Origin of the sequence: Amycolatopsis sp. NPDC088138 (assembly GCF_044741685.1) — a bacterium.
In the GTDB taxonomy this organism is placed as follows: domain Bacteria; phylum Actinomycetota; class Actinomycetes; order Mycobacteriales; family Pseudonocardiaceae; genus Amycolatopsis.
Map to the genome: position 1 here is coordinate 963,394 of NZ_JBIUTB010000001.1, position 24,442 is coordinate 987,835.

Genomic DNA, 24,442 nt, shown 5'->3' on the forward strand with positions numbered 1-24,442 from the left:
CATGAAGATTCGAGACGCCACCGAAGACGACGCGGCCGCCTGCGCCGCCATCTACGCGCCGTACGTCACCGACACCGCCATTTCCTTCGAAACCGAACCACCGGACACCGACGAGATGGCCCGCCGCATCGCCGACGCCCACGCCTGGTTCGTCCTCGAAGAAGACGGACAGGTAGCGGGGTTCGCCTACGCGCGCCCGTTCGCCGAGCGCGCCGCGTACCGGTGGTCGTGCACGACGAGCATCTACCTGGAAGCCGGCCGACGCCGTACCGGCGCGGGTCGTGCGTTGTACGAGACGTTGTTCGAGAGACTGCGGGAGCGCGGGCTCCGGCAAGCACTGGCCGGGATGACGTTGCCGAACGACGCGAGCGCCGGACTCCACCGCGCACTGGGCTTCGAACCCGCGGGCGTCTACCGCAGGGTCGGCTGGAAGCACGGAGCCTGGCGAGACGTCGCCTGGGTCCAGAAGGACCTCTCGGACGACGAGGGAGCCCCGGATCCCGATTGCTTGACATAATGTACATTATCGGCACTAAGGCACACGCTGCGAAGATCACCCAAGAGGGGTGAAAGATCCGGAGTGCGCGGGAGTTCTTCGTCAGGACGGCTTCTCCCGGGAGAACACTCGGGAGCGGACGCGTCGCCCGGGCGCATCGCAGGACGGGAACCCTCAGGGAGCCAGGCCAGGAGGCTGACGGAGGTCCCGGAGAACATCCCCTGGAGCTGCGGATTCGAGGTCCTACCACTCGACCTCAATACGTCACGGTGACGAAACTAGATGGTGCAAGATGCGCCGAACGCGAGCCGACAGAGCTTCGACGCCGCCACCACACGACGCCTCAGCTTCCGGCCCGCCTGGAGTCGTCCTAGGTAGCCACTCGAACATGTGTGCGCATGCCCCGCCGCGCGCCGGTTGGACACCCAAAGGCCTCAAATGGCCGTCAGGCGGGATCCCGGATCCCCCGGGAGTGGATTCCCGGCGATTCCGACATTTCATGCATAATTGCCATTATGCATGAAACCGGCCGGTACCCGGTGAACGGAATTGTCGGTGCCGTACGGTACAAGATCCACCATGAAGGTTTCCGAGGCCCAGCAAGCCTTCTTCGCCGCGCGCCGGCCGCGCAAGGACTCGCCGCACACCACTGACGCCTACCGGCGGGATCTGGCCGGGATCACCACTCTCCTGGTTTCGGAGCTCGGGCGTCCGGCCGAGGATCTGGAGGTGGCGGAGCTGACCGGGCAGGCGCTGCGGTCGGTGTTCGGGGTGTTCGCGGACGGGCACGCGAAGAGCTCGGTGCTGCGGGCCTGGTCGACGTGGAACCAGTTCCTGACGTTCTGCGTGGCGGACGGGCTGCTGGCGGGCAATCCGATGGGTGCGGTGGCGCGGCCGCGGACGCCGGCGTTGACGCCGAAGCCGTTGCGGGGTGAAGAGACGCCGGAGCAGCTGCTGTCGGCGGCGGCCGCGGGCTCGCGGAAGGCGCGGGACCCGTGGCCGGAGCGGGACGTGCTGGTGATCGCGCTGGGGCTGGTGGCGGGGTTGCGGGCGGCGGAGATGCGGGCGCTGACGCCGCGGTCGCTGGTGGGGCGCGCGGGTGAGCTGCGGTTGCACGTGAAGGGGAAGGGCAGCCGAGATCGGTCGATTCCGGTGCAGCAGGTGCTGGCGGAGCTGATCGAGCGGTACCGGGAGTCGTGCCGGGTGCGGTTCCCGAGTGTGCGCTTCTCCCCTGGTTCGCCGTTGCTGCTGGATCGGTCGGGTGAGCCGATCGGGCGGGGTGCGCTGGAGTACCTGGTGAAGTCGTGTTACCGGGGTGCGGGGTTGCACGACCGGGTGCCGGCGGGGGCGAACCTGCACGCGTTGCGGCACACGTTCGCGACGCGGCTGGCGGAGGACGGGGCGACGGCGTCGGAGATCATGGCGTTGCTGGGGCACGCGAGCTTGGCGACGAGCCAGAACTACATCGAGGCGACGGGGCGGGAGCAGCGGGCGGCGGCGGCGAGCAACCGGACGTACCGGGCGCTGGACGGGCTGGGGTGAGCGGGGTCGCGTGCGACTTCGGTCACGGTCAGCGGAGTTGTTCGAGGTCCTTGGCGGCGCGGGCGATGTCGTCGGCGAGGCCGCGCAGCTCGGCCGGGTCGGCTCCGTCGTCGGCGGCGGTGACGATGTCTTCGGCGGCGCAGCGGAGCTGGAAGAGGCGGTCCTGGAGGGCGGCGATCTCGGTGTCGGAGAGGACGACGGCGTCTTCGGGGAGGCCGCTGCGCTGCAGGGCGGTGCGTCGTTCGTAGGCGCGCTGGCGGCAGGACTGGCCGCAGTAGCGGCGGCGGCGGCCGACGTTGCCGCCTTCGGGGAGGCGGCGGCCGCACCAGCCGCAGTGCTTGGGTGCGCCGCGGCGGGCCGGGACGAGGTCCTCGGCGGGCGGTGCTGGCTGGGCTAGTTCGGCGGCTTCCCTCACCCGGGAGACCCTAGCTGGCCACCGCTTGCTCATGCCGGGGCCATGCCGGGCGTGCACACTTGGGGCATGGGCTCGTCTTTTCCGTATCTCGCCGATCCGCTCCCCCGTGCGTTCGCCCACCGTGGGTGGCACCTGGACGAGCTGGCCGGGCTGGAGAACTCGTTGCCGGCGTTCCGGCGGGCGTTCGCGGAGGGGTACCGGTACATCGAGACGGATGTGCACGCGACGGCGGACGGTGTCGTGGTGGTGCACCACGACACGCACCTGGACCGGACGACGGACGGGTCGGGGGCGATCGCGTCGCAGACGTGGGAGCAGCTGAAGGGCGTCAAGATCGGCGGGAAGGCCGCGCTTTCGCGGCTGGAGGACGTCCTCGAGGAGCTGCCGGAGGCGCGGTTCAACATCGACGTGAAGGCCGATCAGGCGACGGCGCCGTTCGTGGAGGTGCTGGAGCGGACGGGGGCGCACGACCGGGTGGCGGCGGCGTCGTTCTCGGACGCGCGGCTGGCGCGGTTGCGGAAGCTGGCGGGGCCGAAGCTGGTGACGGCGGTCGGGCCGCGGTCGGTGCTGGCGCTGTGGGCGCGCGGGAAGCTGCCGGTGCTGCCGTTGCGGCGGCTGGTGGCGGGGGTGATGGCGCAGGTGCCGGTGCGCCAGGGTGCGTTGCGGGTGGTGGACAAGGCGTTCGTGTCGATCGCGGGGCGGTCCGGGATCGAGGTGCACACGTGGACGATCGACGACCCGGCGGAGATGCGGGCGCTGCTGGACCTCGGGGTGCACGGGATCGTGACGGACCGGCCGGACCTGCTGCGCGAGGTGCTGATCGAGCGGGGCACCTGGCAGCAGGCCTGACGGGCCGGTGGGTCAGCGGGGTGGTTTGCCGCTCCAGGCGGCTTCCCAGGTCTTGGGGCCGAGGAGGCCGCTGTCCTTGATGCCGTTGGCGCGCTGGAGGGCGAGGACGGCTTCCTTGGTCTTCTCGAGGTAGCAGCCGGTGCCGGTGAAGCCGTAGCCGAAGGCGTTCATGCGGAGCTGGAACGTCTTGAGCGGGGCGGCGCAGTCGCCGTAGGCGTAGACGACGCCGGGCCACGGCGGTTTGCCGCTCGGGGGCGGCGGGGTGGGTGCGGGGGCCGGTCCCCCGCCGATGTAGGCGGATTCGGCGTAGGTGGGGACGCGCTTGCTGCGGGCGTCGCCGTCGCCGGAGAGCTTGAGCATGCCGGCGCATTGCCAGGGCTGCCAGCCGCGCATCCGGTAGAGGTAGAGGGCGCGGTAGTCCTGTTCGCGGGGCGCGGCCTGGTCGGGGCGGCCGGCGCCGCCGACGCTGCGCCAGGTGGAGAGGTCGAACTGGTAGGCGCCGTAGTAGCCGTTGCCGGTGTTGGTGGCGTAGCGGCCGCTCGACTCGCACATGCGGAGCTTGGCCCAGGCCGTCGTCGCGGGGTCCGCGGAGGCGACGGCGGGGACGGTCAGCTGCAGACCCAAAGCGGCGATGGCGAGGAGCAGGAGCCTCGCGACGGTACGTCTCCGGTTGTGGATCATGCGAGCACAGTAGGAGTGCGTCCCTCTGACCACAAGAGACACACTGCGCGCTCCAGTCTCACACGAAACACTGTTCACGCTTGTCAGCGACACGCGGCGAGAACGTGAACCGTGATTGACCACGGAAGTGGCGGATGACCACGATGCGACAAACCGGACAGTTTCGGTGTTGCGGTGATCGTCGGCGCCTCCTCCCCGTAGTCTCCGCGCTGACCTGGACGTTCTTGACCTCGAGGAGCCGTGGATGACGCTGGCCGGGACGCGCTCGACGAAGCGCGAGCGCTGGGGCTGGTATTTCTACGACTGGGCGAATTCGCCGTTCTATTCGTCGACGACGACGGTGTTCGGCGCGCTCTCGATGAGCACCATCGCGGCCTCGGACGCGAAGTCGAACATCACCCTTAACGGGGACCGTGCGTGTCTCGACGCGTCGGGTGCGGCGGACACCCTCCACCACTGCGACGTGACGTTGTTCGGGCTGCACTTCCCGGCCGGGTCGGTGTGGGGTTACCTGCTGTCGGTCGCGACGGTCGTGCAGGTGCTGGTGCTGCCGATCGCCGGCGCGGTGGCCGACCGCAGCCGCAACAAGCGGCGGATCCTGGGCGGGTTCGCGTTCCTGGGCGCGGCCGCGGCGGCGGCGATGTTCTTCTTCGCCGGGTCGGACTGGCAGCTGGGTGTGGTGCTGTTCATCGTGGCGAACATCGGTTACGGCGGTTCGCTGGTCGTCTACTACTCGTTCCTGGTCGACATCGGCGGGCCGGACGAGCGGGACGACATCTCGGCGAAGGGCTGGGCGTTCGGGTACCTGGGCGGCGGGCTGGCGCTGGCGTTGCAGCTGGGGTTCTACCTCGGCCACGACGCGTTCGGCGTGTCGAAGGGCCTGGCGGTGCAGATCTGCTTCCTGACCTCGGGACTGTGGTGGGCGCTGTTCACGTTCCCGGCGGTGCGGGCGCTCCCCCGCGACCACACGCCGGTGGACGTGGCGCCGGGGAGGTCGGTGCTGCGGGCGGGGTTCGGCGAGCTGCGGCAGACGATCGTCGCGGCGAAGGCGTATCCGTTGACGCTGGCCTTCCTGGGCAGCTACCTGGTCTTCACCGACGGCATCAACACGGTGGTGACGGTGTCGGCGCAGTACGGCAAGGACGAGCTGAAGTTCGGCGACGAAATCCTGATCGTCACGATCCTGGTGATCCAGTTCGTGGCCTACCTGGGCGGGACGCTGCACGGGATGGTGGCGCGGCGGATCGGGGCGAAGCGGACGATCCTGGGCAGCCTGGTGCTGTGGATCGTGGTGCTCGTGGGGGCGTACTTCGTCCAGCCGAAGCAGATCGTGCAGTTCCTGGCGGTGGCCGTCGGGATCGGGCTGGTGCTGGGCGGGACGAACGCGCTGTCGCGGTCGCTGTTCAGCCAGATGATCCCGGAGGGCAAGGACGCGCAGTACTACTCGCTCTACGTCGTGGGCGAGCGCGGGACGTCGTGGCTGGGGCCGCTGCTGTTCGCCGGGGTCGGGCAGGCGACGGGGTCGTTCCGGCTGGCGATCGTGGCGCTGGTGATCTTCTTCGTGGCGGGTCTGGTGCTGGTCCGGCTGGTCCCGGTGCGGCGGGCGATCGAGGCGGCGGGCAACCGTCCGCCCGCGGTGCTGTAGCTCCCCGATAGGGTCGGCGGTCGTGACCTTGCTGAACGACCGGGCCGCCGGCCCCGACCCCACCGATGCGCTCTCGTCGGTCCCCGCGGCCGGCTCGCGCCGCGGTACGCCGCCGGTGGGCAAGCTGAAGTTCTGCTACGGGCCGATGGACTGCGGGAAGTCGACGCTGGCGCTGCAGATCGACCACAACCACGCGCGCCAGGGCAGACGGGGACTGGTGCTGGTGCGCCACGACCGCTCGGGCGCGCCGCAGATCTCCAGCCGGATCGGGCTGAGCCGGCAGGCGGTGGAGGTCGGCGAGGAGACCGACGTCCGGGACCTCGTGCGCCAGGAGTGGTCGCGCGGGCAGCACGTGGACTACGTGGTGGTGGACGAAGCGCAGTTCCTCTCCCCCGGGCAGGTCGACCAGCTGGCCGAACTGGCCGACGAGGTCGAGATCGACGTCTACTGCTTCGGGATCGCGACGGACTTCCGCAGCCGGCTCTTCCCCGGAGCCGCTCGTCTGTTCGAACTGGCGGACGAGCTGCAGCCGGTTCAGGTGGAGGTGCTGTGCTGGTGCGGACTGTCCGGGCGGTTCAACGCACGGGTGCTCGACGGCGAGGTTGTGCGCGAAGGCGATACGGTGGTCGTCGCAGATACCGAACAATCCGTAGTTGAAACTTCAGCTTCAGCACGTTTTGAGGCCGAATCTGCTACTTTGCGTTATCAGGTATTGTGTCGCCGCCACTATCGAGCGGGTGACCTGGGGCCCGTTACGGCTCATCACGGTCAGTTACGGTTGACCTGAGCGAGGCGCGAGTAGCCCATCCGGGGGATATCAGCACTAAGAAGGCCGTATTGACGTCACGCCGGAGCGCGAAACGCCTCCTACTAGAGGAAGCTGATCCCGGCGGGTGACGCAGCTCATCGTGAGCAACGACATGGTGAACCGGGAATCCCCGGAGCCCCTGAGTCGTTGCATAGGGTGAGCACCACCCTGGCTCCACCCCGGAGCTGACTGAAAGGACCCCATCATGGCCGACCGTGTTCTTCGTGGAAGCCGGCTGGGAGCGGTCAGCTACGAGACCGACCGCAACCACGACCTCGCCCCGCGACGCACCGTGCGCTACGCCTGCCCCAAGAACCACGAGTTCGAGGTGCCGTTCTCCGACGACGCCGAGATCCCGACGGTGTGGGAATGCCGGCTGCACGGCAGCGAGTCCGAGATCGTCGATGGCGGGCAGCCCGAGCAGAAGAAGGTCAAGCCGCCGCGGACCCACTGGGACATGCTGCTTGAGCGGCGCACCATTCCCGAGCTCGAGGACCTGCTGAACGAACGTCTCGCCGAGCTGAAGGGCCGCCGGACCTCCCGGTCCGCGTGACCCCTTCGGGACTCGGCTCGTAGCCAAGCTCCCACCACAACGGAAAGGCCCCCGCGACCTCCCCCCGCGGGGGCCTTTCGTATGCCCTCACTCCGCTGCCCGGCCTTCGCCGGTCGTGAGGGGCACCCTCATGCCTTTTAGGACCATGAGGGTGCCCCTCACGACACCGGTGCCCCTCCTCGGCCGCCTGCGCGCCGCCGGGTTGGCCGACAGCTCACCTGACGTCCTGAGGATGCCCCTCACGGCGTACGGCTATCGGCTGAACGGGCCCTCCAGGGCCGCCCACTGCAGCAGCATGATGGTCTTGGCGTCGGCGATCTCCCCCGTGCTCACCATGGCCAGGGCCTTCTTGAACGGCAGCTCGACCACATCGATGTCCTCCCCCTCCTCCGCGAGCCCGCCGCCCGCGCCGCGCTCGGACGGGCGGTAGGGCGCGGCGTAGCAGTGGAGGCGCTCGGTGACCGAGCCCGGGCTCATGAAGACGTCGAACACGTGCTCCAGCTCCCCGATGCGGACGCCGGTCTCCTCCTCGGCCTCGCGGCGGATGGCCGTCTCCGGGTCCTGGTCGTCCAGGAGCCCGGCCGCGGCTTCCAGCAGCATCCCGTCGGGGTGGTCGTTGACGTAGACCGGGTAGCGGAACTGCCGGGTCAGCAGCACTGTTTCGCCCTCCAGGTCGTAGAGCAGCACGGTGGCGCCGTTGCCGCGGTCGTAGGTCTCGCGCTGCTCGGTGGTCCACTGCCCGTCGCCGTGCTCGTAGTCGAACGTCGTGCGGCGCAGCACGTGCCACCCGGCCGCCAGCAGCTCGACGCCGGTGACGCGCACCCGCGGGTTCCGGTCCAGGTCGTGGCCGGCCCGGTCGAGGCCGGTGCGGCCGCGGTGGTCCGGGACGTCGATCCCGGGAACGCTTGTCGAAGTGGTCATGCCGCGACCATAATGTGCACGACTCGGCAGAAACAAGGAGGACCGTGCATGCTGGTCGGGGAACGACGGGAACTGCTACTCGGCCGCCTGGCCGCCGAGGGCAAGGTGCTGGCGAAGGACGTCGCGGCCGAGCTCGGCGTCTCCGAGGACAGCATCCGCCGCGACCTGCGGGACCTCGCCGCGGCCGGCCTCTGCCAGCGCGTCTACGGCGGGGCGCTGCCCGTCTCCCCCGCGGTCGCCGACTACACGAGCCGGACCTCGATCGCGGTCGGTGGCAAGGACCGGGTGGCTGCCCTGGCCGCCGGGCTGGTCCGGCCCGGGTCCACCGTCATCCTCGACGGCGGGACCACCACCCTCGCCGTCACGAAGGCCCTGCCCCGCGACCTGGAGGCGACCGTCGTGACGCACAGCCCGACCGTCGCCGCCGCGCTGCTGGACCACCACGGCATCGACGTCTTCCTGCTGGGCGGACGCCTGTTCCGCCACTCCGCGGTCACCTGCGGCGCCGCCGCGGCCGAAGCCGCCCAGGCGATCAGCGCCGACGTCTTCCTGCTCGGCGTCACCGGCGTCCACCCCGAGGCCGGCCTGACCACCGGCGACGCCGACGAAGCCGCCATGAAACGCACGCTGGCCCGCCGTGCGGCCGACACGTACGTGCTCGCGAGCGCGGAGAAGATCGGCGCGGCCTCCCGCTTCACGGTGTTGCCCTTCACCGGCGTCGCCGGAATCATCACCGATGCCGACGAGCGCGACCCGATCGTGCAGAAACTTGCAGGCATGGGGGTCGACCTGCGAACCGGCTGAGGAGGGGCATGAGCGAGCACCGGGTCAAGTTCGCGGCGTTGTTCGACGCCGAGGTCCGCCCGCACAACGAGCGGTTCCGGGTCGCCGCGGCGATCACGCGGGGCGAGGACGTGCTGGACGTCGGCTGCGGCACCGGGGAGTCCACCCGAGAGGCGGCGCTGGCGTCGGAGACCGGGCACGTCCTAGGGGTCGACGTCTCGGGGGCGGCCATCACCCGGGCGCGCGAGCTGGGTGGCGCGGCGTTCGAGGTCGCCGACGCGCAGACCCACCCGTTCCCGGCACGAGGGTTCGACGTCGTGCTCAGCCGGTTCGGGGCGATGTTCTTCGCCGACGCGCCGGCCGCCTTCACCAGCCTCGCCCGCGCCCTGCGGCCCGGTGGGCGCCTGGTGCTGCTCGTCTGGCAGGAACGTGCCCGCAACGAGTGGTACGCCGTCCTGCACGACGCGGTCGCGCCCGGCACGACGCCCCCACCCGCCGGACCGCACTTCTCTCTCGGCAACCCGGAGGCGACACGCGCGCTGCTCGAGGGCGCGGGCTTCACCGGCGTCACGTTCACCGACGTCGACGAGCCTGTCTGCTACGGACCCGACAGCGCGACCGCCACCGAGTTCGCCCTCGGCCTCAAGGACGTCGAGGAACTGGCCGGCACCACAGACGCCGCAGAACGGCTACGCGTGGCGTTCGCCGCACACGAGACCGACGACGGCGTCCTTCTCGGCTCCCGAGCGTGGATCGTGACGGCGGTCAGCCGCGGTTGAACAGCCGCTTCAGCTGCTGAGTGCGGCGCTGCACGCCCCACGACGCCACGCGCAGGAACGCCTCGCGGATGATCGAGCCGTCCATCTTCGACTCGCCGATCTCGCGCTCGGTGAACGTGATCGGCACCTCGACGATCTCGAACCCGGCGTCGGCCGTGCGCAGCGTCAGGTCGATCTGGAAGCAGTAGCCGTGCGAGTTGACCTCGTCCAGCGCCAGCTTCTCCAGCACCGGACGGCGGTAGGCGCGGAACCCGGCCGTGATGTCCCGGGTCCGCATGCCCAGCGCGAGCTGCGAGTAGACGTTGGCGCCGCGCGAGAGCACCTGGCGCTTGAGCGGCCAGTTGACCACGCTGCCGCCGGGCACGTACCGCGAGCCGATGGCCAGGTCCGCGTCGCCGACGGCGTCCAGCAGCCGGGGCAGGTCCTCGGGCGCGTGCGAGCCGTCGGCGTCCATCTCGACGATCGTGTTGTACTCCCGCGCCAGGCCCCAGCGGAACCCGGCGATGTAGGCCGCGCCCAGCCCGGCCTTCTCGGTCCGGTGCATGACGTGGACGTTCTCGTTCGCGGCGGCCCGCTCGTCGGCGAGCTCACCGGTGCCGTCCGGGCTGCCGTCGTCCACCACGAGCACGTGCACGTCCGGAAGTGCCTTGTGCAGGCGGTCCAGGATCGGCCCGAGGTTCTCCCGCTCGTTGTACGTCGGGATCACCACCAGCACCGGCTCGATTCCCCGGGCCCCCCGCGGCGCCTGCGACATCCGTGCTCCTCCGATATCCCCGGCGGTCAGTCCGCCGTGTCCCCTGCCGTGCCGGCGCTGGTGCGCCGGGTGCGAAAACGGAGTACGAGCCCGCCGGCGACCCCGGCGATCGCCAGTGCCAGCAACCCGTACTCCGTCCACGCACCGAGTCGATCCGACAGCGTAGTCTGCGTGCGCAGCGGCACGCGCCCGACCAGGGAGTCGGCGGTGAAAAGGCCGGTTGAGCTGGTGATCGTCCCGTCGGGTGCCACCACGGCGCTGACGCCTGAGACGGCGGACACCACGACCGGGCGGCTGTGCTCGACCGCGCGCAGCCGGGACATGGCCAGCTGCTGCACGCTCATCTCGCTCTCGCCGTACCAGGCGTTGTTGGTCGGCACCACGAGCACCTCGGCGCCGTCGCGCACGGCGTCGCGGGCCGGGTAGTCGAACGCCGCCTCGTAGCAGACGAACACGCCGACCTTGGTGCCCGCGGCGCTCAGCGTCTGGTTGGCGCCGTCGCCGGGGACCATGTCGACGGTCTCCTGGTCGACGAACGGCGTGACGAGCGCCGCGAGCTTGCGGGCGGGCACGTACTCGCCGAAGGGCACGAGCTGCTGCTTGGCGTAGCGCTGGCCCGGGCCGGTGCGCGGGTCCCAGACGATGACCGAGTTCTGGATGTGCCGGTCGGGCAGCACGTAGAGCGCGCCGACCAGGGCGGGCACGCCGAAGTTCGCGACGAGCTGGTCGACCTGCGGGTCCGGCCCTTCGACCGTGGTGGCGCTCTCCGGCCACAGGACCAGGTCCGGCTTCGGGACCTTCCCGGCGCGGATCGCGTCCAGCAGCCGCTGGCTCTCGGCGAGGGTGTTGCGGCGCAGCAGGTCCCGCTCGCCTTGCAGGGCGAGCCCGATGTTGGGCGCGTTGCCCTGGACGGTGGCGATCGTGCGCTCGCCGTCCTGCGCGGCGGTCCCGATGGTCGGCCACAGCGCCAGGCCCGCGACGACGGGCAGCACCGTGCCGAGGGCGGCCAGGACGGTCCGGCGGGCGCGCAGAGCGGGCCTGAGCGCGCCGCGGGCGTCCCAGAGCCGTCCGGCGAACGCGGCGAGGCAGAACCCGCTCAGCACGACCGCGAGGCCGACCAGGGGCGCGCCGCCGATCGAGGCGAGCGGCAGGAACGCGCCTTCGGGCTGGCTGAACGCGACGCGGCCCCAGGGGAAGCCGCCGAAGGGGAACCACGCGCGGGGTGTCTCCATCGCGATGAAGATCAGCGCGCCCCACAGCGGCGCGAGCGGCAGCCGGGACACCCAGGTGATGAGCCCGCCCGCCAGGCCGTAGTAGAGCGCCAGCGCGAACGACAGTCCCAGCCACGGCCATGGGCCGAAGTCCGGGCCGAGGAAGTCCAGCAGCCAGGTCAGCAGCGGCAGGAAGAACACGAACCCGAACGCGAAGCCGTACCCGAACGCGCCCCGGAAGCTGCGGCCGCGCAGCACGAGCGCGAACCCGGCGAACGCCAGCGGGGCCAGCCACCACAGCGGGCGGGGCGCGAAGCTCAGGTAATAGGCGAACCCGGACACCAGCGCCGCGGCCAGCCGCAGCAGCCACATCCGGGGGAAGCGCCTGGTACGGGCGGGTTTGTGCGAAGCGCCCGGTTCGGGGTCCGCCACGGTGACTGCCACAGGTGATGACTCTAGGTGCCCGGCGTGAAGTCGTCGTAGACGACCTCACCCGCGCGCACCGTGCGCAGGCAGCGCGGCAGCTCCGCACCGGGCTCGAGGCGCGGCAGCGGCGGCACGCCGGCCCGCGGATCGGTGGACCAGCGCTGCACCCGGGTGTCGGGGGTGGCGACGACGAGGTCCGTCGCGTCCCAGATCGCGTAGTGCGCCGGCGCGCCCGGGGCGAGGCTGCCGGTGACACCGTCGTTGACGCCGGCGGCGCGGTGCCCGGCCCGGGTGTGCGCGGTGAACGCCGCGCGCGGGGACAGGCCCGCGCCCGGCGTCCGGTGGTAGGCGGCCGCGCGGACGCTCGCCCACGGGTTCAGGGGTGTCACAGGCGCGTCGGAGCCGAAGGCGAGCATGACGCCTTCGGCGGCCAGCGCGGAGAACGGGTTGAGGCCGGCCGCGCGGCCGGTGCCGAGCCGTTCGGCGTACATGCCGTCCGCACCACCCCAGGCGGCGTCGAACAGCGGCTGCATCGAGGCCACGACGCCCCAGCCGGCCAGGATCTTGGCCTGCTCGGCGGTGACCATCTCCAGGTGTTCCAGCCTGTGGTGGCAGGCGGTCAGGGCGCGCTGCCCGACCTCCTTCTCGGCCAGGCGGAAGCCTTCGAGCACCTCGGCGGTGGCGGCGTCGCCGATGACGTGGAACCCGGCCTGCAGCCCGGCCTCGGTGCACGTGGCGAGGTGCTCGGCGATGCCGTGGGCGTCGAGGTAGAGCGTGCCGGATCCGTCGTGGTCGGCGTACGGCGTGGTCAGCGCGGCGGTGCGGGAGCCGAGGGCGCCGTCGACGAAGAGGTCGCCGGCCAGGCCGCGCGCGCCGAGCTCGCGGGCGGTCTCGACGGCGCCGAGCTCACCCCAGTAGCCGACGACTTCGGGGTGGCCCGGTCCGGCGAGGGCCAGGAGCGCGGCGAGGTCGTCGCGGCCGGAGATGTCGGGCCCGGCGCACTCGTGGACGCTGACGATGCCCTGTTTCGCGGCCTCGGCGAGGAACGCCCGCTGAGCGCGGTCACGCTGCTCGGGGGTGACGGCGGCGCGCACGGCCGCGCGGACGGCGTGGTGGGCGGCGCGGGTCAGCGGGCCGTCGGGCGACCAGCCGTCGGCGCCGCGGGCGGCCGGGGCCAGCTCGACCAGCGCGGTGGAGACGAGCGCGGAGTGGACGTCGACCCGGCTCAGGTAGACCGGGGCACCGCCGGCGGCGTCGTCGAGCTCGGCGCGGCTGGGCAGCCGCGGGTCGGTCCAGGCGGTCTCGTCCCAGCCGTGGGCGAGCAGGACCTGCCCGGGGACGACGGCCGCGCGGACGCGGCTCAGGAGCTCGGCGCGGTCGTGGACGGCGGTGAGGTCGAGGCCGGTCAGGTGCAGGCCGGTGGCGGTGGCGTGGACGTGCGCGTCGACGAACGCGGGAGCCACGAAGGCGCCGCCGAGGTCGACGATCTCGGCGCCGGGGTGCAGCGCGCGGGCCGGGCCGTCCTGCCCGGCCCAGACGACGGTGCCGCCGGTGATCGCGAGGGCCGTGGCGTCCGGGCCGGCGGGGGTGTAGATGCGCCCGCCGAGCAGGAGCGTGGTGTGTTCGTCCGTCACGCCCCTGAGTCTGCTCCGCCCCTCGACCCCCTCCTCCACCTGGGGGAAGGTCCGCTAGCAAGCAGGAAGATTTACAGCATGAGAACGTTATGACAGGATATTTTGACGCCAAACCGACGACTGGGAGTACAAGTGACTGCGATCCAGGAACCTGTGACGCCTGCCGCCGCGATCGACCAGCCCTACGAGTACGCCCGCGCCGAGCTGGTGGAACCCGACTGGCGCCGCTTCCCCGGCTGGCACGACGTGACCGACGCCGAGTGGCGCGACGCGCAGTGGCAGCGGGTCCACTGCATCCGCAACGCCAAGCAGCTGCGCGCCCTGATGGGCGACCTGCTGGAGGAGCGCTTCTACGACGACCTGGCCGCCGACCAGCGCGAGATGGCGACCATGTCGATGCTGCTGCCGCCGCAGATGATCAACACGATGGCGCCGACCGCCGGCACCGATCCGGCGAAGGTCACCGAGGCGTTCTACGCCGACCCGATCCGCCGCTACATGCTCCCGGTCAAGAGCGACCGCGACACGACGTGGCCGAGCCACCCCCACTCGGAACGCGACTCGCTGCACGAGGCGGAGATGTGGGTCGTGGAGGGCCTGACCCACCGCTACCCGACCAAGGTGCTGGCCGAGATGATCTCGACCTGCCCGCAGTACTGCGGCCACTGCACCCGGATGGACCTCGTCGGCAACTCCACCGAGCAGGTCGAGAAGCACAAGCTCTCGCTCAAGCCGGTCGACCGCCAGGACGCGATGATCGCCTACCTCAAGAAGACCCCGGGCGTGCGCGACGTGGTCGTCTCCGGCGGCGACGTCGCCAACGTGCCGTGGCCGCAGCTCGAGTCGTTCCTGATGCGCCTGATGGACATCGAGACGGTCCGCGACATCCGCCTGGCGACCAAGGCACTGGCCGCGCTGCCGCAGCACTGGCTGCAGCCGAAGGTCGTCGAAGGCCTGGAGCGCGTCGCCGTCACCGCCCAGCGCCGCGGCGTCAACCTGGCGATCCACACCCACGTCAACCACGCCCAGTCGGTGACCCCGCTGGTGGCGGAGGCGGCCCAGACGGCGCTGAACGTCGGCGTCCGCGACGTCCGCAACCAGGGTGTCCTGATGCGCGGCGTCAACGCGACGCCGGCCCAGCTGCTGGACCTGTGCTTCGCGCTGCAGGGCGAGGCGAACATCCTGCCGTACTACTTCTACATGTGCGACATGATCCCGAACGCCGAGCACTGGCGGGTTTCGGTGCACGAGGCGCAGGAGCTGCAGCACGCGATCATGGGCTACCTCCCGGGCTACGCGACGCCGCGCATCGTGTGCGACGTGCCGTACGTGGGGAAGCGGTGGGTGCACCAGCTGGCCGACTACGACCGTGAGCTGGGCATCTCGTACTGGACCAAGAACTACCGGACGGGCATCGAGCTGGACGACCCGGAAGCCTTGAACCGCCGCTACCCGTACTACGACCCGATCTCGACGCTGCCCGAAGCCGGGCAGGCCTGGTGGAACAACCAATAGAGCTGAGTTGTGCCGAAGGGGTGCCGCGGAGCCTGATCGGCGCCGCGCGCACCCCCTTCGGCCTCGTCAACCCCTGACCCGGATCGGCTGTGCGTCCGATGTGGACGGTGCTCGCCGCCGCGTTTCCCGTCAGGCCGGCGTCGGCAAGAGCCGGCTCGTGCAAGAACAGCGCCCGGTCACCGCGCCAGTGCGAGGATCCCGTCCGTGTCGCAGGCGACGAAGTCGCCGAACGGGACCGGGGCCCGTAGCTCCGGGTGCCGGCGTGCGACCTCGGGCCGCAGCACCAGCAGTTCCGGAGTCACGGTCACCGGTGTGGGACCGCCGGTCACGATGTCGTCGAGGTCCGTGTCGAGGGACGGCCCCCAGCGGTCGACGACCAGGCCGGCCGCGGCGGGCCCGGTCGCCCGGAACTCGGCCAGCAGGCGGCGGATCACCTTGTCCTGCCCCGTGCGCGCGATCGGACCGCCGAGGCCGTCGAGGCCGTACTCCTCGACCACCACGTCGTCGTCGGCCCGGCTCAGCGTGCAGATGACGTCGCTGTCCTCGTCGTCGGTCAGCCAGTACTGGAAGGTGAACTGCTTCTCCCCCAGCCCGGCCATGGCGGCGAGCAGGTCGTCCCGCGTCAGCTCGACCTGCTCGCCGATGGTCTCCGGATCCGCGCTGAGCGCGGTGATCCGGCCGGTGCCGGGATGACCCAGCACCATGCCGGTCGCCGCCAGCGAGCCCACCCGCCGCAGCGCCTGCTCCGGTGACCAGTCCCGCCGGTACAGCCGCACGAATCCGTCTGACATTTCCTGCCTACTTCGGGAAGGAGATCACGTTGGCGTCGCCGAGCCACTTCTTGGCGATGTCGATCGCCTCCTGCGGCGTGCCGGCCTCAAAGTACGCCTGGGCCGTGACGCCGGCCTGGTCGGCGCCCCACTTGAGGATCTTCATCTGGGATCCCAGCTTGGTGGTGTTCAGCGCCTTGCCGGGGCCGCCGACCGCGATGTACTCGCCGTTCGGCCCGAACACGTCCACCCCGGTCTTGCCGACGCCCGGCTGCACGATTTCGAAGTCCTGGCCGTTGTTGGTGAGCTCCTTGGTGCGCCTGCCGCCGACGATGTCGGCGACCTTCACCTCCCGAGCGTTGCCGACCGCGTTGCCCGAGTTCTCGGAGAGGTTCTTGATGTCGTCGGCCATGCCCTCCATGCCCTGCTGGGCCATGGCCAGGCCGCCGATCATCTCCGTGACGCCGGCGTAGATCGCGGGACCCGAGGTGAACACGCACGCGATGGCGCCGACGAGCGCGCCGCCGATGCCGCCGGGCACCGCGCCGATGCCGGCGAAGAACGCGCCGCCACCGGCACCGACCGCCGCTCCCGCACCGACTTCCTCGGCGCACGCCGCGATCGCGCCGCCGGAGACCGAGGCGCCGCCGAGCGCGGCCTCGTCCGCGGAAGCCCGGGCATCGGCGGCCGAGCCGGCGGCGTTGGCCGCGTATTCGGCGGCGAGGGCCGCCTGCTGGTGCGCCAGGGCCGCGGATTCCCGCGCGTTGGCGACGTACTCAAGGTCACCGGTTCCTGCCCGGACCACCCGGCCGGCTCGGCCGCGCCGACCGGACCCGATCAGCCGTGTGCGGCTTCGATCGCCGCGGTGAGGGTGTCGTCCACGGTGGACCACACCGGCATTCCCGGGCGGTTGATCCGGCACAGCAGGTGGACGTCGAGCTCGCGCGGGTAGCCGGGGTCCGCGCCGACGACGATGTGGCGTCCCTCGCCCAGTGCCTGCCCGAGCTCGAACAGGGCGATGGGCTGTGTGGTCTTCGCCGCGTCCGAGCGCGGGAACCAGAACAGGGTCAGCTTGGCCAGCCGCAGGTGGTGCTGCTCCCAGCTGACCTGCTCGAACGCCGCGCCGGGGTCGTGGATCGGGAAGTCCGCCCGGCACGGGTTGAACACGACCAGCGGCCGCGGCGCGCCCAGCAGCGTGCGCACCGCGTGCTCGTGCCACGGCTCGGCCACCGCGGTGATGCCACCGGCCAGGAACACCGACGGCGGCTCGCCGGGCCGGGGACGGTGGTAGGTGGGCGCCTCGACGTACCGGTCGGCTTCCATGTGCTCCCCCTTCTGCAGGACGGTCGTCAGCGTGACGCTGTCCGTGGCTGTCCGCTTTTCTGACAAAGGCTGGTGACCAGCGTGTCTTGACCCTGCGCTCATCCGGATCGTAGGCTCAGCGGACTTCGATTGAAACGTTATAAGTCCCGTCTGGACGCAGATTGTCGCGCCAAAAATGTCCGAGAGGATGACGCATGCCCCTGCTCACCGGCGAGCACCGGCCCGGCCGATCACGGCGACGTTGGACCGCCGGGGTGACGGCGGCGTTGCTCCTCACGATGGCGCTGCCCACCGCGGCGACGGCAGCCGCCCCGGGGACGGCGGCGTGCCCGTGGCTCGGGTCGAAGGCCGCGCCGGCCGAGCGGGCCGCCCAGGTGCTGGCGCAGATGACCACCGACGAGAAGCTGTCGATGACGCACGGCTCCCAGTTGCCCGGGTACGCCGGCGTGGTCGCGCCCATCCCCCGGCTCTGCGTCCCCGCGCTGAACCTCAACGACGGCGGGGCCGGCGTGGTCATGGGCGGGACGACGGCGATGCCGGCGCCGGTGGCCGCCGCCGCCAGCTGGGACCCGGACGCCGAACTGTCCTACGGCAAGGTCGTCGGTGCCGAAGCCAAGACCAAGGGGATCGGCGTCAACCTCGGGCCCGACGTCAACCTCGTGCGCGACCCGCGCGGCGGCCGCGTCTTCGAGATGGCCGGTGAGGACCCCTACCTGGCCGGGGCGATGGCGACCCAGTACGTCAAGGGCGTCCAGTCCAACTCCGTGATGACCGACCTCAAGCACCTGGTCGCCAACGACACCGAGCAGAACCGCAACAACGCCGACGCGGTCATCGACGAGCGCACGCTCAACGAGATCTACTACCCGGCCTTCAAACAGGCCGTGCAGCAGGGGAACGCGGCGTCCATCATGGCCGCCACCAGCCTCGTGAACGGCGTGCACGCCAACGAGAACCCCACCCTGCTCAAGGACACCGCCAAGCAGGACTGGGGCTTCGACGGGTTCGTCGTCACCGACTGGGACGGCGCCCGCAGCACCGTTCAGGCCGCGAACGCCGAGCTCGACCTGACCATGCCGGCGCCGGGCAACTTCGGGCAGCCGCTGGCCGACGCCGTCCGCTCCGGACAGGTGAGCATGGCCGTGCTCAACGACAAGGTGGCCCGGCTGCTGACCGAGGAGTTCGCCTACGGCCTCTTCGACACCGCCGCCGGGTCGCCGTCCGCGACGGCCACCACCGCCGAGCACGTCGCCACCGCCCGCGACATCGCCGCGGCGGGCACCGTCCTGATGAAGAACCAGGGCGGCATCCTCCCGCTGAACCCCGCGGCGACGCCGTCGGTAGCGGTCATCGGGGCGGCCGCGAAGGACGCGCCGATCACCGGCGGCGGGGGCAGCTCGCACGTGCCGGTCGACCCGGCTTCGGTCGTCACCGTCGCCGACGGCATCGCCGGCCGGCTGGGCACCGCGAGCCGGGTGGACTACGCCGGCTCCTGGACGGCGAACGCGTCGTCCTCGGCGAGCGCGGGCGACCAGCCGCGCAACATGGTCGACGGCAACCCGGCCACCCGGTGGTCCAGCGGCGTCCCGATGGCCGCCGGGCAGTGGGTGAGCGTCGACACCGGCGGGCTCCACCCGATCGACAAGGTCACCCTCGACGCGGGCAACGGCACCGACTACGCCCGCGGGTACGAGGTCTACCTCTCCACCGACGGGACGTCGTGGGGCAGCCCGGTCGCGACCGGCACGGGCACCGGGCAGCTGGTCACGGCGACCTTCCCGGTGCAGCAGGCGCGGTACGTCAAGGTCGTGCAGACCGGCACGGACGCCAGCTGGTGGTCGATCACCGAACTCACCGTGTCCGCGAACGGCGTCCCCTTGGCGCACACGGGCCTGACCGTCCCGGGGGTGACGGACAAGCTGCCGACCGTGCCGGCGGCCCAGTTCACGACGGCGGGCGGGCAGCCGGGCCTGACCACCGAGTACTTCAACAACCTCGACCTGTCGGGCAAGCCGGCGCTGACCCGCGTCGAGCCGAACGTCGACGACCACTACACGCAGGCGCCGGGTCCGGGGGTCAACCCAGCCGGGTTCTCCGTGCGGTGGAAGGGTTTCCTCACCGCACCCGTCAGCGGCACCTACACCTTCTCGATGGCCAACACCGGCGGTGTCCGGATGACGGTCGGCGGCCAGCCGGTGTTCCAGGACTGGGCGCAGTACGGCCCCGGCGTCTCCGCGATCCGCCTGCAGGGCGGGGTCAAGACGCCGATCACCGTGGAGAACTACCAGCCGGTGAACGGCCCGACCGGGCCCGTGGCCGGCACGCCGACCAGCCCGCCCGGCAACGGCTCGGTCACCCTCGGCTGGCAGGTCCCCGACGTCAAGGCGATCGAAGCGGCCGCGGCGCTGGCCAAGCAGGACAGCGTCGCCGTCGTCGTGGTCAACGACGACGAGAGCGAGGACGGCGACCGGCAGAACCTCACCCTGCCCGGCGCGCAGGACGACCTGGTCGCCGCCGTCGCCGCGGCCAACCCGCGCACGATCGTCGTCCTCAACACCGGTGCGCCCGTGCTCATGCCCTGGCTCGACTCGGTCGGCGGCGTGCTCGAGTCCTGGTACGGCGGCCAGCAGAACGGCGCGGCGCTGGCGTCCGTGCTCTTCGGCGACGTCAACCCCTCGGGCAAGCTGCCGCAGACCTGGCCCGCGAGCATGGCGCAGCTGCCGACCGCCGATCCCGCCCGCTACCCCGGGACCGTCGACGTCTCCACCAACACGACGTCGCTGAACTACAGCGAAGGCCTGAACGTCGGCTACCGCTGGTACGACGCCCACAACCTGACACCGCTGTTCCCGTTCGGCTTCGGCCTGACGTACTCGTCGTTCTCCTTCAGCGACCTGGACGTCTCACCGCGTCTCGCCGTCACTTCGGGCCCGGTGAAGGTCACCGCGACGGTGAAGAACACCGGCACGCGCACGGCGTCCGAGGTGGCGCAGCTCTACGTCGGCGATCCGGCGAACTCCGGCGAGCCGCCCAAGCAGCTCAAGGGTTTCCAGCGCGTCACCCTCCAGCCGGGCCGGTCCCAGCGCGTCACGTTCACGGTCGCGCCGTCGGACCTGCAGACCTGGGACGGCAAGGCCCACACCTGGACGACGAACCCCGGCACCTACCGGCTGTTCGTCGGCGACTCGTCCCGGAACCTGCCGCTGACGTCGTCCTACACGCTGCTCCAGTCGACCGGCGCGCGGACGGTCACGGCGTCCGCGCCCCAGGCGCTCGATCCCGGGCACGGCAACGTCGTCACCACGACCCTCACCCCCGGCGGCACGCAGCTGCTGACCCACGTCCAGCTCGGCCTCGACCTGCCGAGCGGCTGGCAGGCGAAACCGCTGACCCCGGCGACGTTCGCCCTGGCCCTGCCGGGCGCCCGGCTGCAGACGTCGTGGCTGGTGACCCCGCCGGCCGACGCCCAGAGCCGGTTGTGGCGCCTGGCCGCCACGGCGACCGCGAACGGGGGTTACCGCGCGAGCAACGGGCTGCAGGTCACCGTGGGCCCGCTGGTGGCGGCGCAGTTCACGTCGGCGACCAAGATGGCCCAGCCGGGCACGAGCTTCGGGGCCACGCTCACCCTGCGCAACACGACCGACGCGCCCGTCACGGTGGCCGCCCACGTCGACGCCCCGGCCGGGGTGACCGTCACGCCGGCGCAGGTGTCGGTGGCACTGCGCCCGCGAGCGACGTCCACCACCCAGCTGACCGTCGCCGTCGGCAGCGGGGCGAAGTCCGCGTCGCTCGACCTGTCCGGCACCGTCAGCTCGTCGGGACGGGACCGGCCGCTGCAAGGAAGCTCCCTCGCCCTGCCGCTGCTGTTCGGCACGCTCGCCGACGCCTACGACAACACCGCGGTGAGCGACGATTCGGCACCGCAGACGGCGAACTTCGACGGCTCGGGCTACAGCTACTCCGCCCAGGCCCTCGCCGACGCCGGGATCTCGGCGGGGAAGCCCGTCACGCACGGACCCGTCACCTTCACCTGGCCGTCGGCCACACCCGACAACGTCGTCGCGGCGGGACAGCACATCGCGGTCGGCAAGAGCGGCTCCCAGCTGTGGTTCCTGGGGGCGGCCAACAACGGGAGCGGCTCGGGCGCCGGGACGATCACCTACACCGACGGCAGCACCGCGCCGTTCACGCTCGGGCTCACCAACTGGACGCCGAGCACGCCCCTGCCCGGCAACGAGCTCGTCGCCGCCACCGGCCGGTGGAACCGGCCACCAGGGAGCCCGTACCCGGCGGAGACCGCGGTGAGCGTCTACGCGACGCAGGTGCCGCTGACCGCGGGCAAGACGGTCGCGTACGTGACCCTGCCGGCCGCCGTCACCGGCGACCAGGCCGGCACCCGCCTGCACGTGTTCGCCTTGGCCGTCGCATGACGCGCCGGACGTCCGCGACCGCGGCCCTCGTCGTCCTCCTGCTCGCCCTGGTCCAGCCGCCGGCGTCGGCCGCTGGCAAGCCGTCAGGCCCCGACCTCGGCAAAGGTGACTGGGTCGGGCTGGCCGACCCGGTGTGGACCGACTACACCGTCGACGTCGACCTCACGGTCGTGCGGGAGGCGGCGAGCCTGTACTTCCGCACCCAGGGCAACGCCGGGAACTCCTACATGTGGCAGATCAACGTCACCGGCGCCGTGCCCGTGCTCAAGAAGCACGTCTGGGCCGGTGGGGGTGTCGCCTCGGTGTCGGAGACGCCGCTGGACATCGGACCCGGCGCGATCCACGCGTCGCACCACCTGCGTGTCACGGCGGCCGGGAGCACGATCACGACCGCCGTGGACGGGGTCACCGTCGACACCACCCAGGATTCCACCTACACCCAGGGAAGCATCGGCTTCCGCGAGTCGCCGACGGAGGACGCGACCTACCGCGGGCTCACCGTCACCTCGTCCACCGGGCAGCAGCTCTTCCACGACGCGTTCACCCCCGGCGAGCCCAACGCCTTCAGCGGCGGCACGATCGGCGCCGACGGCCTGGACGTCACCAACGGGGACGCGTTGCTCAAGCCGGACGGCGGGACGCCTCGCGTGCGCGACGAGTTCAGCCTCCGGAAGAAGGTGAAGAGCGCCCAGCTGTACTCCTCGGCGCTGGGCATCTACGAGATCAGCATCAACGGCAAGCGCGTCGGCGACGACTTGTTCGCCCCCGGCTGGACCAACTACCGGACGATGGTCCAGTACCAGAGCCAGGACGTCACCAGCCTTCTCGGCAGGGGCGCGAACGCGATCGCCGCCCAGCTCGCGCCCGGCTGGTACGCCGGGGACGTCGGCTGGTTCGGGCCCGGCCAGTACGACGGCACGGCGCCGGCGCTCTGGGCGCAGCTGCGGATCACCTACACCGACGGCTCGGCCGAGCTCGTCACCACGGACAACTCCTGGCAGGCGTCGAAAACCGGGCCGGTGACCGCGGCCGACAATTACCAGGGCGAGTCCTACGACGCCCGCAAGGAGCAGCCCGGCTGGGACCGGCCCGGATTCACCGGCGCCGGCTGGTCCCCGGTCACGGTGCTGCCGAGCCGGTCGAGCAGGCTGGTGCCGCAGATCGGGCCGCCGGTGCGGGTCACCGGCACAGTGCGGCCCATCGGCGTCAGCCAGCCGAAGCCCGGGACGTACGTCTTCGACCTCGGCCAGGACATCTCGGGTGTGGTGCGGCTGCGGCTGACCGGCGCCGCCGGGACCACCGTCACCCTCCGGCACGCGCAGGCGGTCAACCCGGACGGATCGCTGTACACGGACAACCTCGCCGCCGGGCCCGCGCCGTACCGCTACGCCGCCCAGACCGACACGTTCACGCTGCGCGGCGGCGGTCCGGAGGCGTTCCAGCCCGACTACACCTACCACGGCTTCCGGTACGTCGAGGTGACCGGCTATCCCGGCAAACCGGCCCTCGCCGACGTCACCGGCGTGGTCGAAGGCACCGACGCACCGGTGATCGGCGACTTCTCGACGTCCGACCCGATGATCAACAAGCTCCAGTCGAACATCACCTGGAGCGAGCGGGACAACCTGTTCTCCGTCCCGACCGACACCAACGCCCGCACCGAACGCCTCGGCTGGGCGGGCGACGCCGACTTCTTCGCCCCGACCGCGACGTTCAACCGCGACCTCGACGGCTTCTACACGAAGTGGGAACGCGACCTGATCGACAGCCAGACCGCGGACGGGGTGTTCGGCAACGTCGCTCCACTGTGGACCACGGCGGGCGGGTACGGCGGCGGGTGGGGTGACGCGGGGGTGGTGATCCCGTACGTCACCTGGCAGAGCTACGGCGACCTCGACATCGTCCGGACCAGCTACCCGGCCATGCGGAAGTACGTCGACGCCATGCGGGCGAAGAGCACCGGCCTGATCCTGCCCGCCGACTTCGCCCCGGCCGGCGACTGGATGAACGTCGGCCAGCCGACACCGAACGACCTGATCGCGACCGCCTACTTCGCCTACGACACGCGGATCCTGGCGCGCATGGCCGACGCGATCGGCAACCACGACGACGCCGCGGCCTACGACGACCTGGCCGACCAGGTCACGGCCGCGTGGAACGCCAGGTACGTCGCGGCCGACGGCTCGATCGCCGGGACCAGCCAGACGGCGTACGTGCTCGCCCTGCACCTGGGACTGCTGCCCTCCCCGCAGCGGCCCGCGGCGGCCGACCGGCTCGTGGGCCTGATCCACGCGGCGGGCGACCACCTCACGACCGGGTTCGTCGGCACCCAGTGGCTGCTGCCGGTCCTGTCCGGAACCGGGCACACCGACGTCGCGTACACCCTGCTCGAACAGACCACGTATCCGTCGTGGGGCTACGAAATCGCGCACGGGGCGACCACGGTCTGGGAACGCTGGGACGGCATCCTCCCCGGCGGCGGCTTCAACCCGAACCTGAACGGCAACTCGTTCAACCACGCCGTGGACGGCGCCGTCGGCACCTGGATGTACACGACCGTCGCGGGCCTCACCGGCGACCCGGCACACCCCGGCTACCAGCGGTTTTCCGTGCACCCGCAGCCCGGCGGCGGCCTCACCCACGCGAACGCGAGCCTGCGCACGCGGTACGGGACCATCGGCAGCGGCTGGCGCATCGAAGGCCGCACCCTCGTGCTGGACGTGACCGTGCCGCCGGGCACGACCGCGACGATCGACGTCCCGGCGGTGGCGGCGAACCGGGTGAGCGGCGGCCGGGGCGCGCGGTTCGGGAAGTTCGCCGACGGCTACGCGACCTACACCGCGACCGGCGGGCACTACACGTTCGTGGCGTCTCAGAGGTGAGGTGTGCTCACCCCTGAGACGTGCC

General features: G+C 71.4%; 20 protein-coding genes. 11 read left to right on the top strand and 9 right to left on the bottom strand.

The annotated features are described in order from the left end of the window. Position 1 precedes the first annotated feature (1 nt). The gene (locus ACIOD2_RS04460; RefSeq protein WP_400534311.1) at positions 2–517 is read left to right on the top strand and encodes a GNAT family N-acetyltransferase; all 516 of its coding nucleotides are present in this window, start codon (positions 2–4) and stop codon (positions 515–517) included. A gap of 558 nt (positions 518–1,075) precedes the next feature. Beyond that, positions 1,076–2,038 carry a tyrosine-type recombinase/integrase gene (locus tag ACIOD2_RS04465; protein WP_323328175.1) on the top strand — a complete coding sequence of 321 codons (963 nt, stop codon included), beginning with the start codon at positions 1,076–1,078 and terminating at the stop codon, positions 2,036–2,038. Between the two features lie 28 nt (positions 2,039–2,066). Here ACIOD2_RS04465 and ACIOD2_RS04470 read toward each other — a convergent pair whose 3' ends face one another. Beyond that, positions 2,067–2,453: a hypothetical protein gene (locus tag ACIOD2_RS04470; protein WP_400534314.1), complete on the bottom strand. Its 387-nt coding sequence runs from the start codon at positions 2,451–2,453 to the stop codon at positions 2,067–2,069. 66 nt (positions 2,454–2,519) lie between these two features. Here ACIOD2_RS04470 and ACIOD2_RS04475 point away from each other — a divergent pair, with 66 nt between their 5' ends. Further along, positions 2,520–3,302, top strand: coding sequence for a glycerophosphodiester phosphodiesterase (locus tag ACIOD2_RS04475; RefSeq protein ID WP_400534317.1), 783 nt, complete (start codon positions 2,520–2,522; stop codon positions 3,300–3,302). Positions 3,303–3,314: 12 nt separating this feature from the next. Here ACIOD2_RS04475 and ACIOD2_RS04480 read toward each other — a convergent pair whose 3' ends face one another. Then, positions 3,315–3,983, bottom strand: coding sequence for a transglycosylase family protein (locus tag ACIOD2_RS04480; protein WP_400534320.1), 669 nt, complete (start codon positions 3,981–3,983; stop codon positions 3,315–3,317). A gap of 244 nt (positions 3,984–4,227) precedes the next feature. On the opposite strand from ACIOD2_RS04480, the gene ACIOD2_RS04485 reads away from it, so the two are divergent. The 3 genes from ACIOD2_RS04485 to ACIOD2_RS04495 all read left to right on the top strand — a co-directional run bounded on the left by ACIOD2_RS04485 (position 4,228) and on the right by ACIOD2_RS04495 (position 6,989). Beyond that, entirely contained in the window at positions 4,228–5,628 is a 1,401-nt protein-coding gene (locus tag ACIOD2_RS04485; RefSeq protein WP_400534323.1) for an MFS transporter, read from the top strand. Between the two features lie 22 nt (positions 5,629–5,650). Then, entirely contained in the window at positions 5,651–6,415 is a 765-nt protein-coding gene (locus ACIOD2_RS04490; RefSeq protein ID WP_400534325.1) for a thymidine kinase, read from the top strand. 226 nt (positions 6,416–6,641) lie between these two features. Next, positions 6,642–6,989 carry an RNA polymerase-binding protein RbpA gene (locus ACIOD2_RS04495; protein WP_003081521.1) on the top strand — a complete coding sequence of 116 codons (348 nt, stop codon included), beginning with the start codon at positions 6,642–6,644 and terminating at the stop codon, positions 6,987–6,989. A 252-nt stretch (positions 6,990–7,241) separates the two neighbouring features. On the opposite strand, the gene ACIOD2_RS04500 is transcribed toward ACIOD2_RS04495, so the two are convergent. After that, positions 7,242–7,910, bottom strand: coding sequence for an NUDIX domain-containing protein (locus tag ACIOD2_RS04500; RefSeq protein WP_400534330.1), 669 nt, complete (start codon positions 7,908–7,910; stop codon positions 7,242–7,244). A gap of 48 nt (positions 7,911–7,958) precedes the next feature. Between ACIOD2_RS04500 and ACIOD2_RS04505 the strand changes: the two genes are divergently transcribed. Beyond that, positions 7,959–8,714 (top strand): DeoR/GlpR family DNA-binding transcription regulator, encoded by a 756-nt coding sequence (locus ACIOD2_RS04505; RefSeq protein ID WP_400534333.1) that lies wholly within the window; start codon positions 7,959–7,961, stop codon positions 8,712–8,714. A gap of 8 nt (positions 8,715–8,722) precedes the next feature. Beyond that, complete coding sequence (locus ACIOD2_RS04510; protein WP_400534335.1) at positions 8,723–9,472, top strand: class I SAM-dependent methyltransferase; 750 nt, start codon at positions 8,723–8,725, stop codon at positions 9,470–9,472. Here ACIOD2_RS04510 and ACIOD2_RS04515 read toward each other — a convergent pair. From ACIOD2_RS04515 to ACIOD2_RS04525, 3 genes are read right to left on the bottom strand one after another with little or no spacing between them, the layout of a single operon-like run. Then, positions 9,459–10,226: a polyprenol monophosphomannose synthase gene (locus ACIOD2_RS04515; RefSeq protein ID WP_400534338.1), complete on the bottom strand. Its 768-nt coding sequence runs from the start codon at positions 10,224–10,226 to the stop codon at positions 9,459–9,461. The two genes, ACIOD2_RS04510 and ACIOD2_RS04515, sit on opposite strands and share 14 nt — an antisense overlap. Positions 10,227–10,252: 26 nt before the next feature. Continuing rightward, on the bottom strand, positions 10,253–11,881 hold the full coding sequence (lnt, locus tag ACIOD2_RS04520; protein WP_400534340.1) for an apolipoprotein N-acyltransferase: 1,629 nt from the start codon (positions 11,879–11,881) through the stop codon (positions 10,253–10,255). A gap of 11 nt (positions 11,882–11,892) precedes the next feature. Beyond that, positions 11,893–13,497, bottom strand: a complete 1,605-nt coding sequence (locus ACIOD2_RS04525) for an amidohydrolase (RefSeq protein WP_400534343.1) — start codon at positions 13,495–13,497, stop codon at positions 11,893–11,895. Between the two features lie 132 nt (positions 13,498–13,629). Here ACIOD2_RS04525 and ACIOD2_RS04530 point away from each other — a divergent pair, with 132 nt between their 5' ends. Next, complete coding sequence (locus tag ACIOD2_RS04530; protein WP_400534346.1) at positions 13,630–15,012, top strand: KamA family radical SAM protein; 1,383 nt, start codon at positions 13,630–13,632, stop codon at positions 15,010–15,012. Between the two features lie 176 nt (positions 15,013–15,188). Here the strand turns inward: ACIOD2_RS04530 and ACIOD2_RS04535 are convergent, their stop codons facing one another. Genes ACIOD2_RS04535 through ACIOD2_RS04545 form a run of 3 tightly spaced genes read right to left on the bottom strand, consistent with a single transcriptional unit; the run spans position 15,189 to position 17,105 of the window. Beyond that, positions 15,189–15,803 (bottom strand): hypothetical protein, encoded by a 615-nt coding sequence (locus ACIOD2_RS04535; protein ID WP_400534349.1) that lies wholly within the window; start codon positions 15,801–15,803, stop codon positions 15,189–15,191. Between the two features lie 7 nt (positions 15,804–15,810). Continuing rightward, positions 15,811–16,587 carry a hypothetical protein gene (locus tag ACIOD2_RS04540; protein WP_400534352.1) on the bottom strand — a complete coding sequence of 259 codons (777 nt, stop codon included), beginning with the start codon at positions 16,585–16,587 and terminating at the stop codon, positions 15,811–15,813. A gap of 32 nt (positions 16,588–16,619) precedes the next feature. Continuing rightward, positions 16,620–17,105, bottom strand: a complete 486-nt coding sequence (locus ACIOD2_RS04545; RefSeq protein ID WP_400534355.1) for a nucleoside 2-deoxyribosyltransferase domain-containing protein — start codon at positions 17,103–17,105, stop codon at positions 16,620–16,622. 194 nt (positions 17,106–17,299) lie between these two features. On the opposite strand from ACIOD2_RS04545, the gene ACIOD2_RS04550 reads away from it, so the two are divergent. Together ACIOD2_RS04550 and ACIOD2_RS04555 are read left to right on the top strand one after the other, a co-directional pair. After that, a complete protein-coding gene (locus ACIOD2_RS04550; protein ID WP_400534358.1) occupies positions 17,300–21,535 on the top strand; it encodes a glycoside hydrolase family 3 C-terminal domain-containing protein in 4,236 nt (1,411 codons plus the stop codon). Then, positions 21,532–24,417, top strand: a complete 2,886-nt coding sequence (locus ACIOD2_RS04555; RefSeq protein WP_400534361.1) for a family 78 glycoside hydrolase catalytic domain — start codon at positions 21,532–21,534, stop codon at positions 24,415–24,417. The genes ACIOD2_RS04550 and ACIOD2_RS04555 overlap by 4 nt, the downstream gene beginning before the upstream one ends. The last annotated feature ends 25 nt before the right edge of the window (positions 24,418–24,442 follow it).

Excerpts from the sequence above, each read along its gene's own strand:
- ACIOD2_RS04460 (WP_400534311.1), top strand. The coding sequence starts at position 2 with ATGAAGATTCGAGACGCCACCGAAGACGACGCGGCCGCCTGCGCCGCC.
- ACIOD2_RS04465 (WP_323328175.1), top strand. The coding sequence starts at position 1,076 with ATGAAGGTTTCCGAGGCCCAGCAAGCCTTCTTCGCCGCGCGCCGGCCG.
- ACIOD2_RS04475 (WP_400534317.1), top strand. The coding sequence starts at position 2,520 with ATGGGCTCGTCTTTTCCGTATCTCGCCGATCCGCTCCCCCGTGCGTTC.
- ACIOD2_RS04480 (WP_400534320.1), bottom strand. The coding sequence starts at position 3,983 with ATGATCCACAACCGGAGACGTACCGTCGCGAGGCTCCTGCTCCTCGCC.
- ACIOD2_RS04485 (WP_400534323.1), top strand. The coding sequence starts at position 4,228 with ATGACGCTGGCCGGGACGCGCTCGACGAAGCGCGAGCGCTGGGGCTGG.
- ACIOD2_RS04495 (WP_003081521.1), top strand. The coding sequence starts at position 6,642 with ATGGCCGACCGTGTTCTTCGTGGAAGCCGGCTGGGAGCGGTCAGCTAC.
- ACIOD2_RS04500 (WP_400534330.1), bottom strand. The coding sequence starts at position 7,910 with ATGACCACTTCGACAAGCGTTCCCGGGATCGACGTCCCGGACCACCGC.
- ACIOD2_RS04505 (WP_400534333.1), top strand. The coding sequence starts at position 7,959 with ATGCTGGTCGGGGAACGACGGGAACTGCTACTCGGCCGCCTGGCCGCC.
- ACIOD2_RS04510 (WP_400534335.1), top strand. The coding sequence starts at position 8,723 with ATGAGCGAGCACCGGGTCAAGTTCGCGGCGTTGTTCGACGCCGAGGTC.
- ACIOD2_RS04515 (WP_400534338.1), bottom strand. The coding sequence starts at position 10,226 with ATGTCGCAGGCGCCGCGGGGGGCCCGGGGAATCGAGCCGGTGCTGGTG.
- ACIOD2_RS04535 (WP_400534349.1), bottom strand. The coding sequence starts at position 15,803 with ATGTCAGACGGATTCGTGCGGCTGTACCGGCGGGACTGGTCACCGGAG.
- ACIOD2_RS04545 (WP_400534355.1), bottom strand. The coding sequence starts at position 17,105 with ATGGAAGCCGACCGGTACGTCGAGGCGCCCACCTACCACCGTCCCCGG.
- ACIOD2_RS04550 (WP_400534358.1), top strand. The coding sequence starts at position 17,300 with ATGCCCCTGCTCACCGGCGAGCACCGGCCCGGCCGATCACGGCGACGT.
- ACIOD2_RS04555 (WP_400534361.1), top strand. The coding sequence starts at position 21,532 with ATGACGCGCCGGACGTCCGCGACCGCGGCCCTCGTCGTCCTCCTGCTC.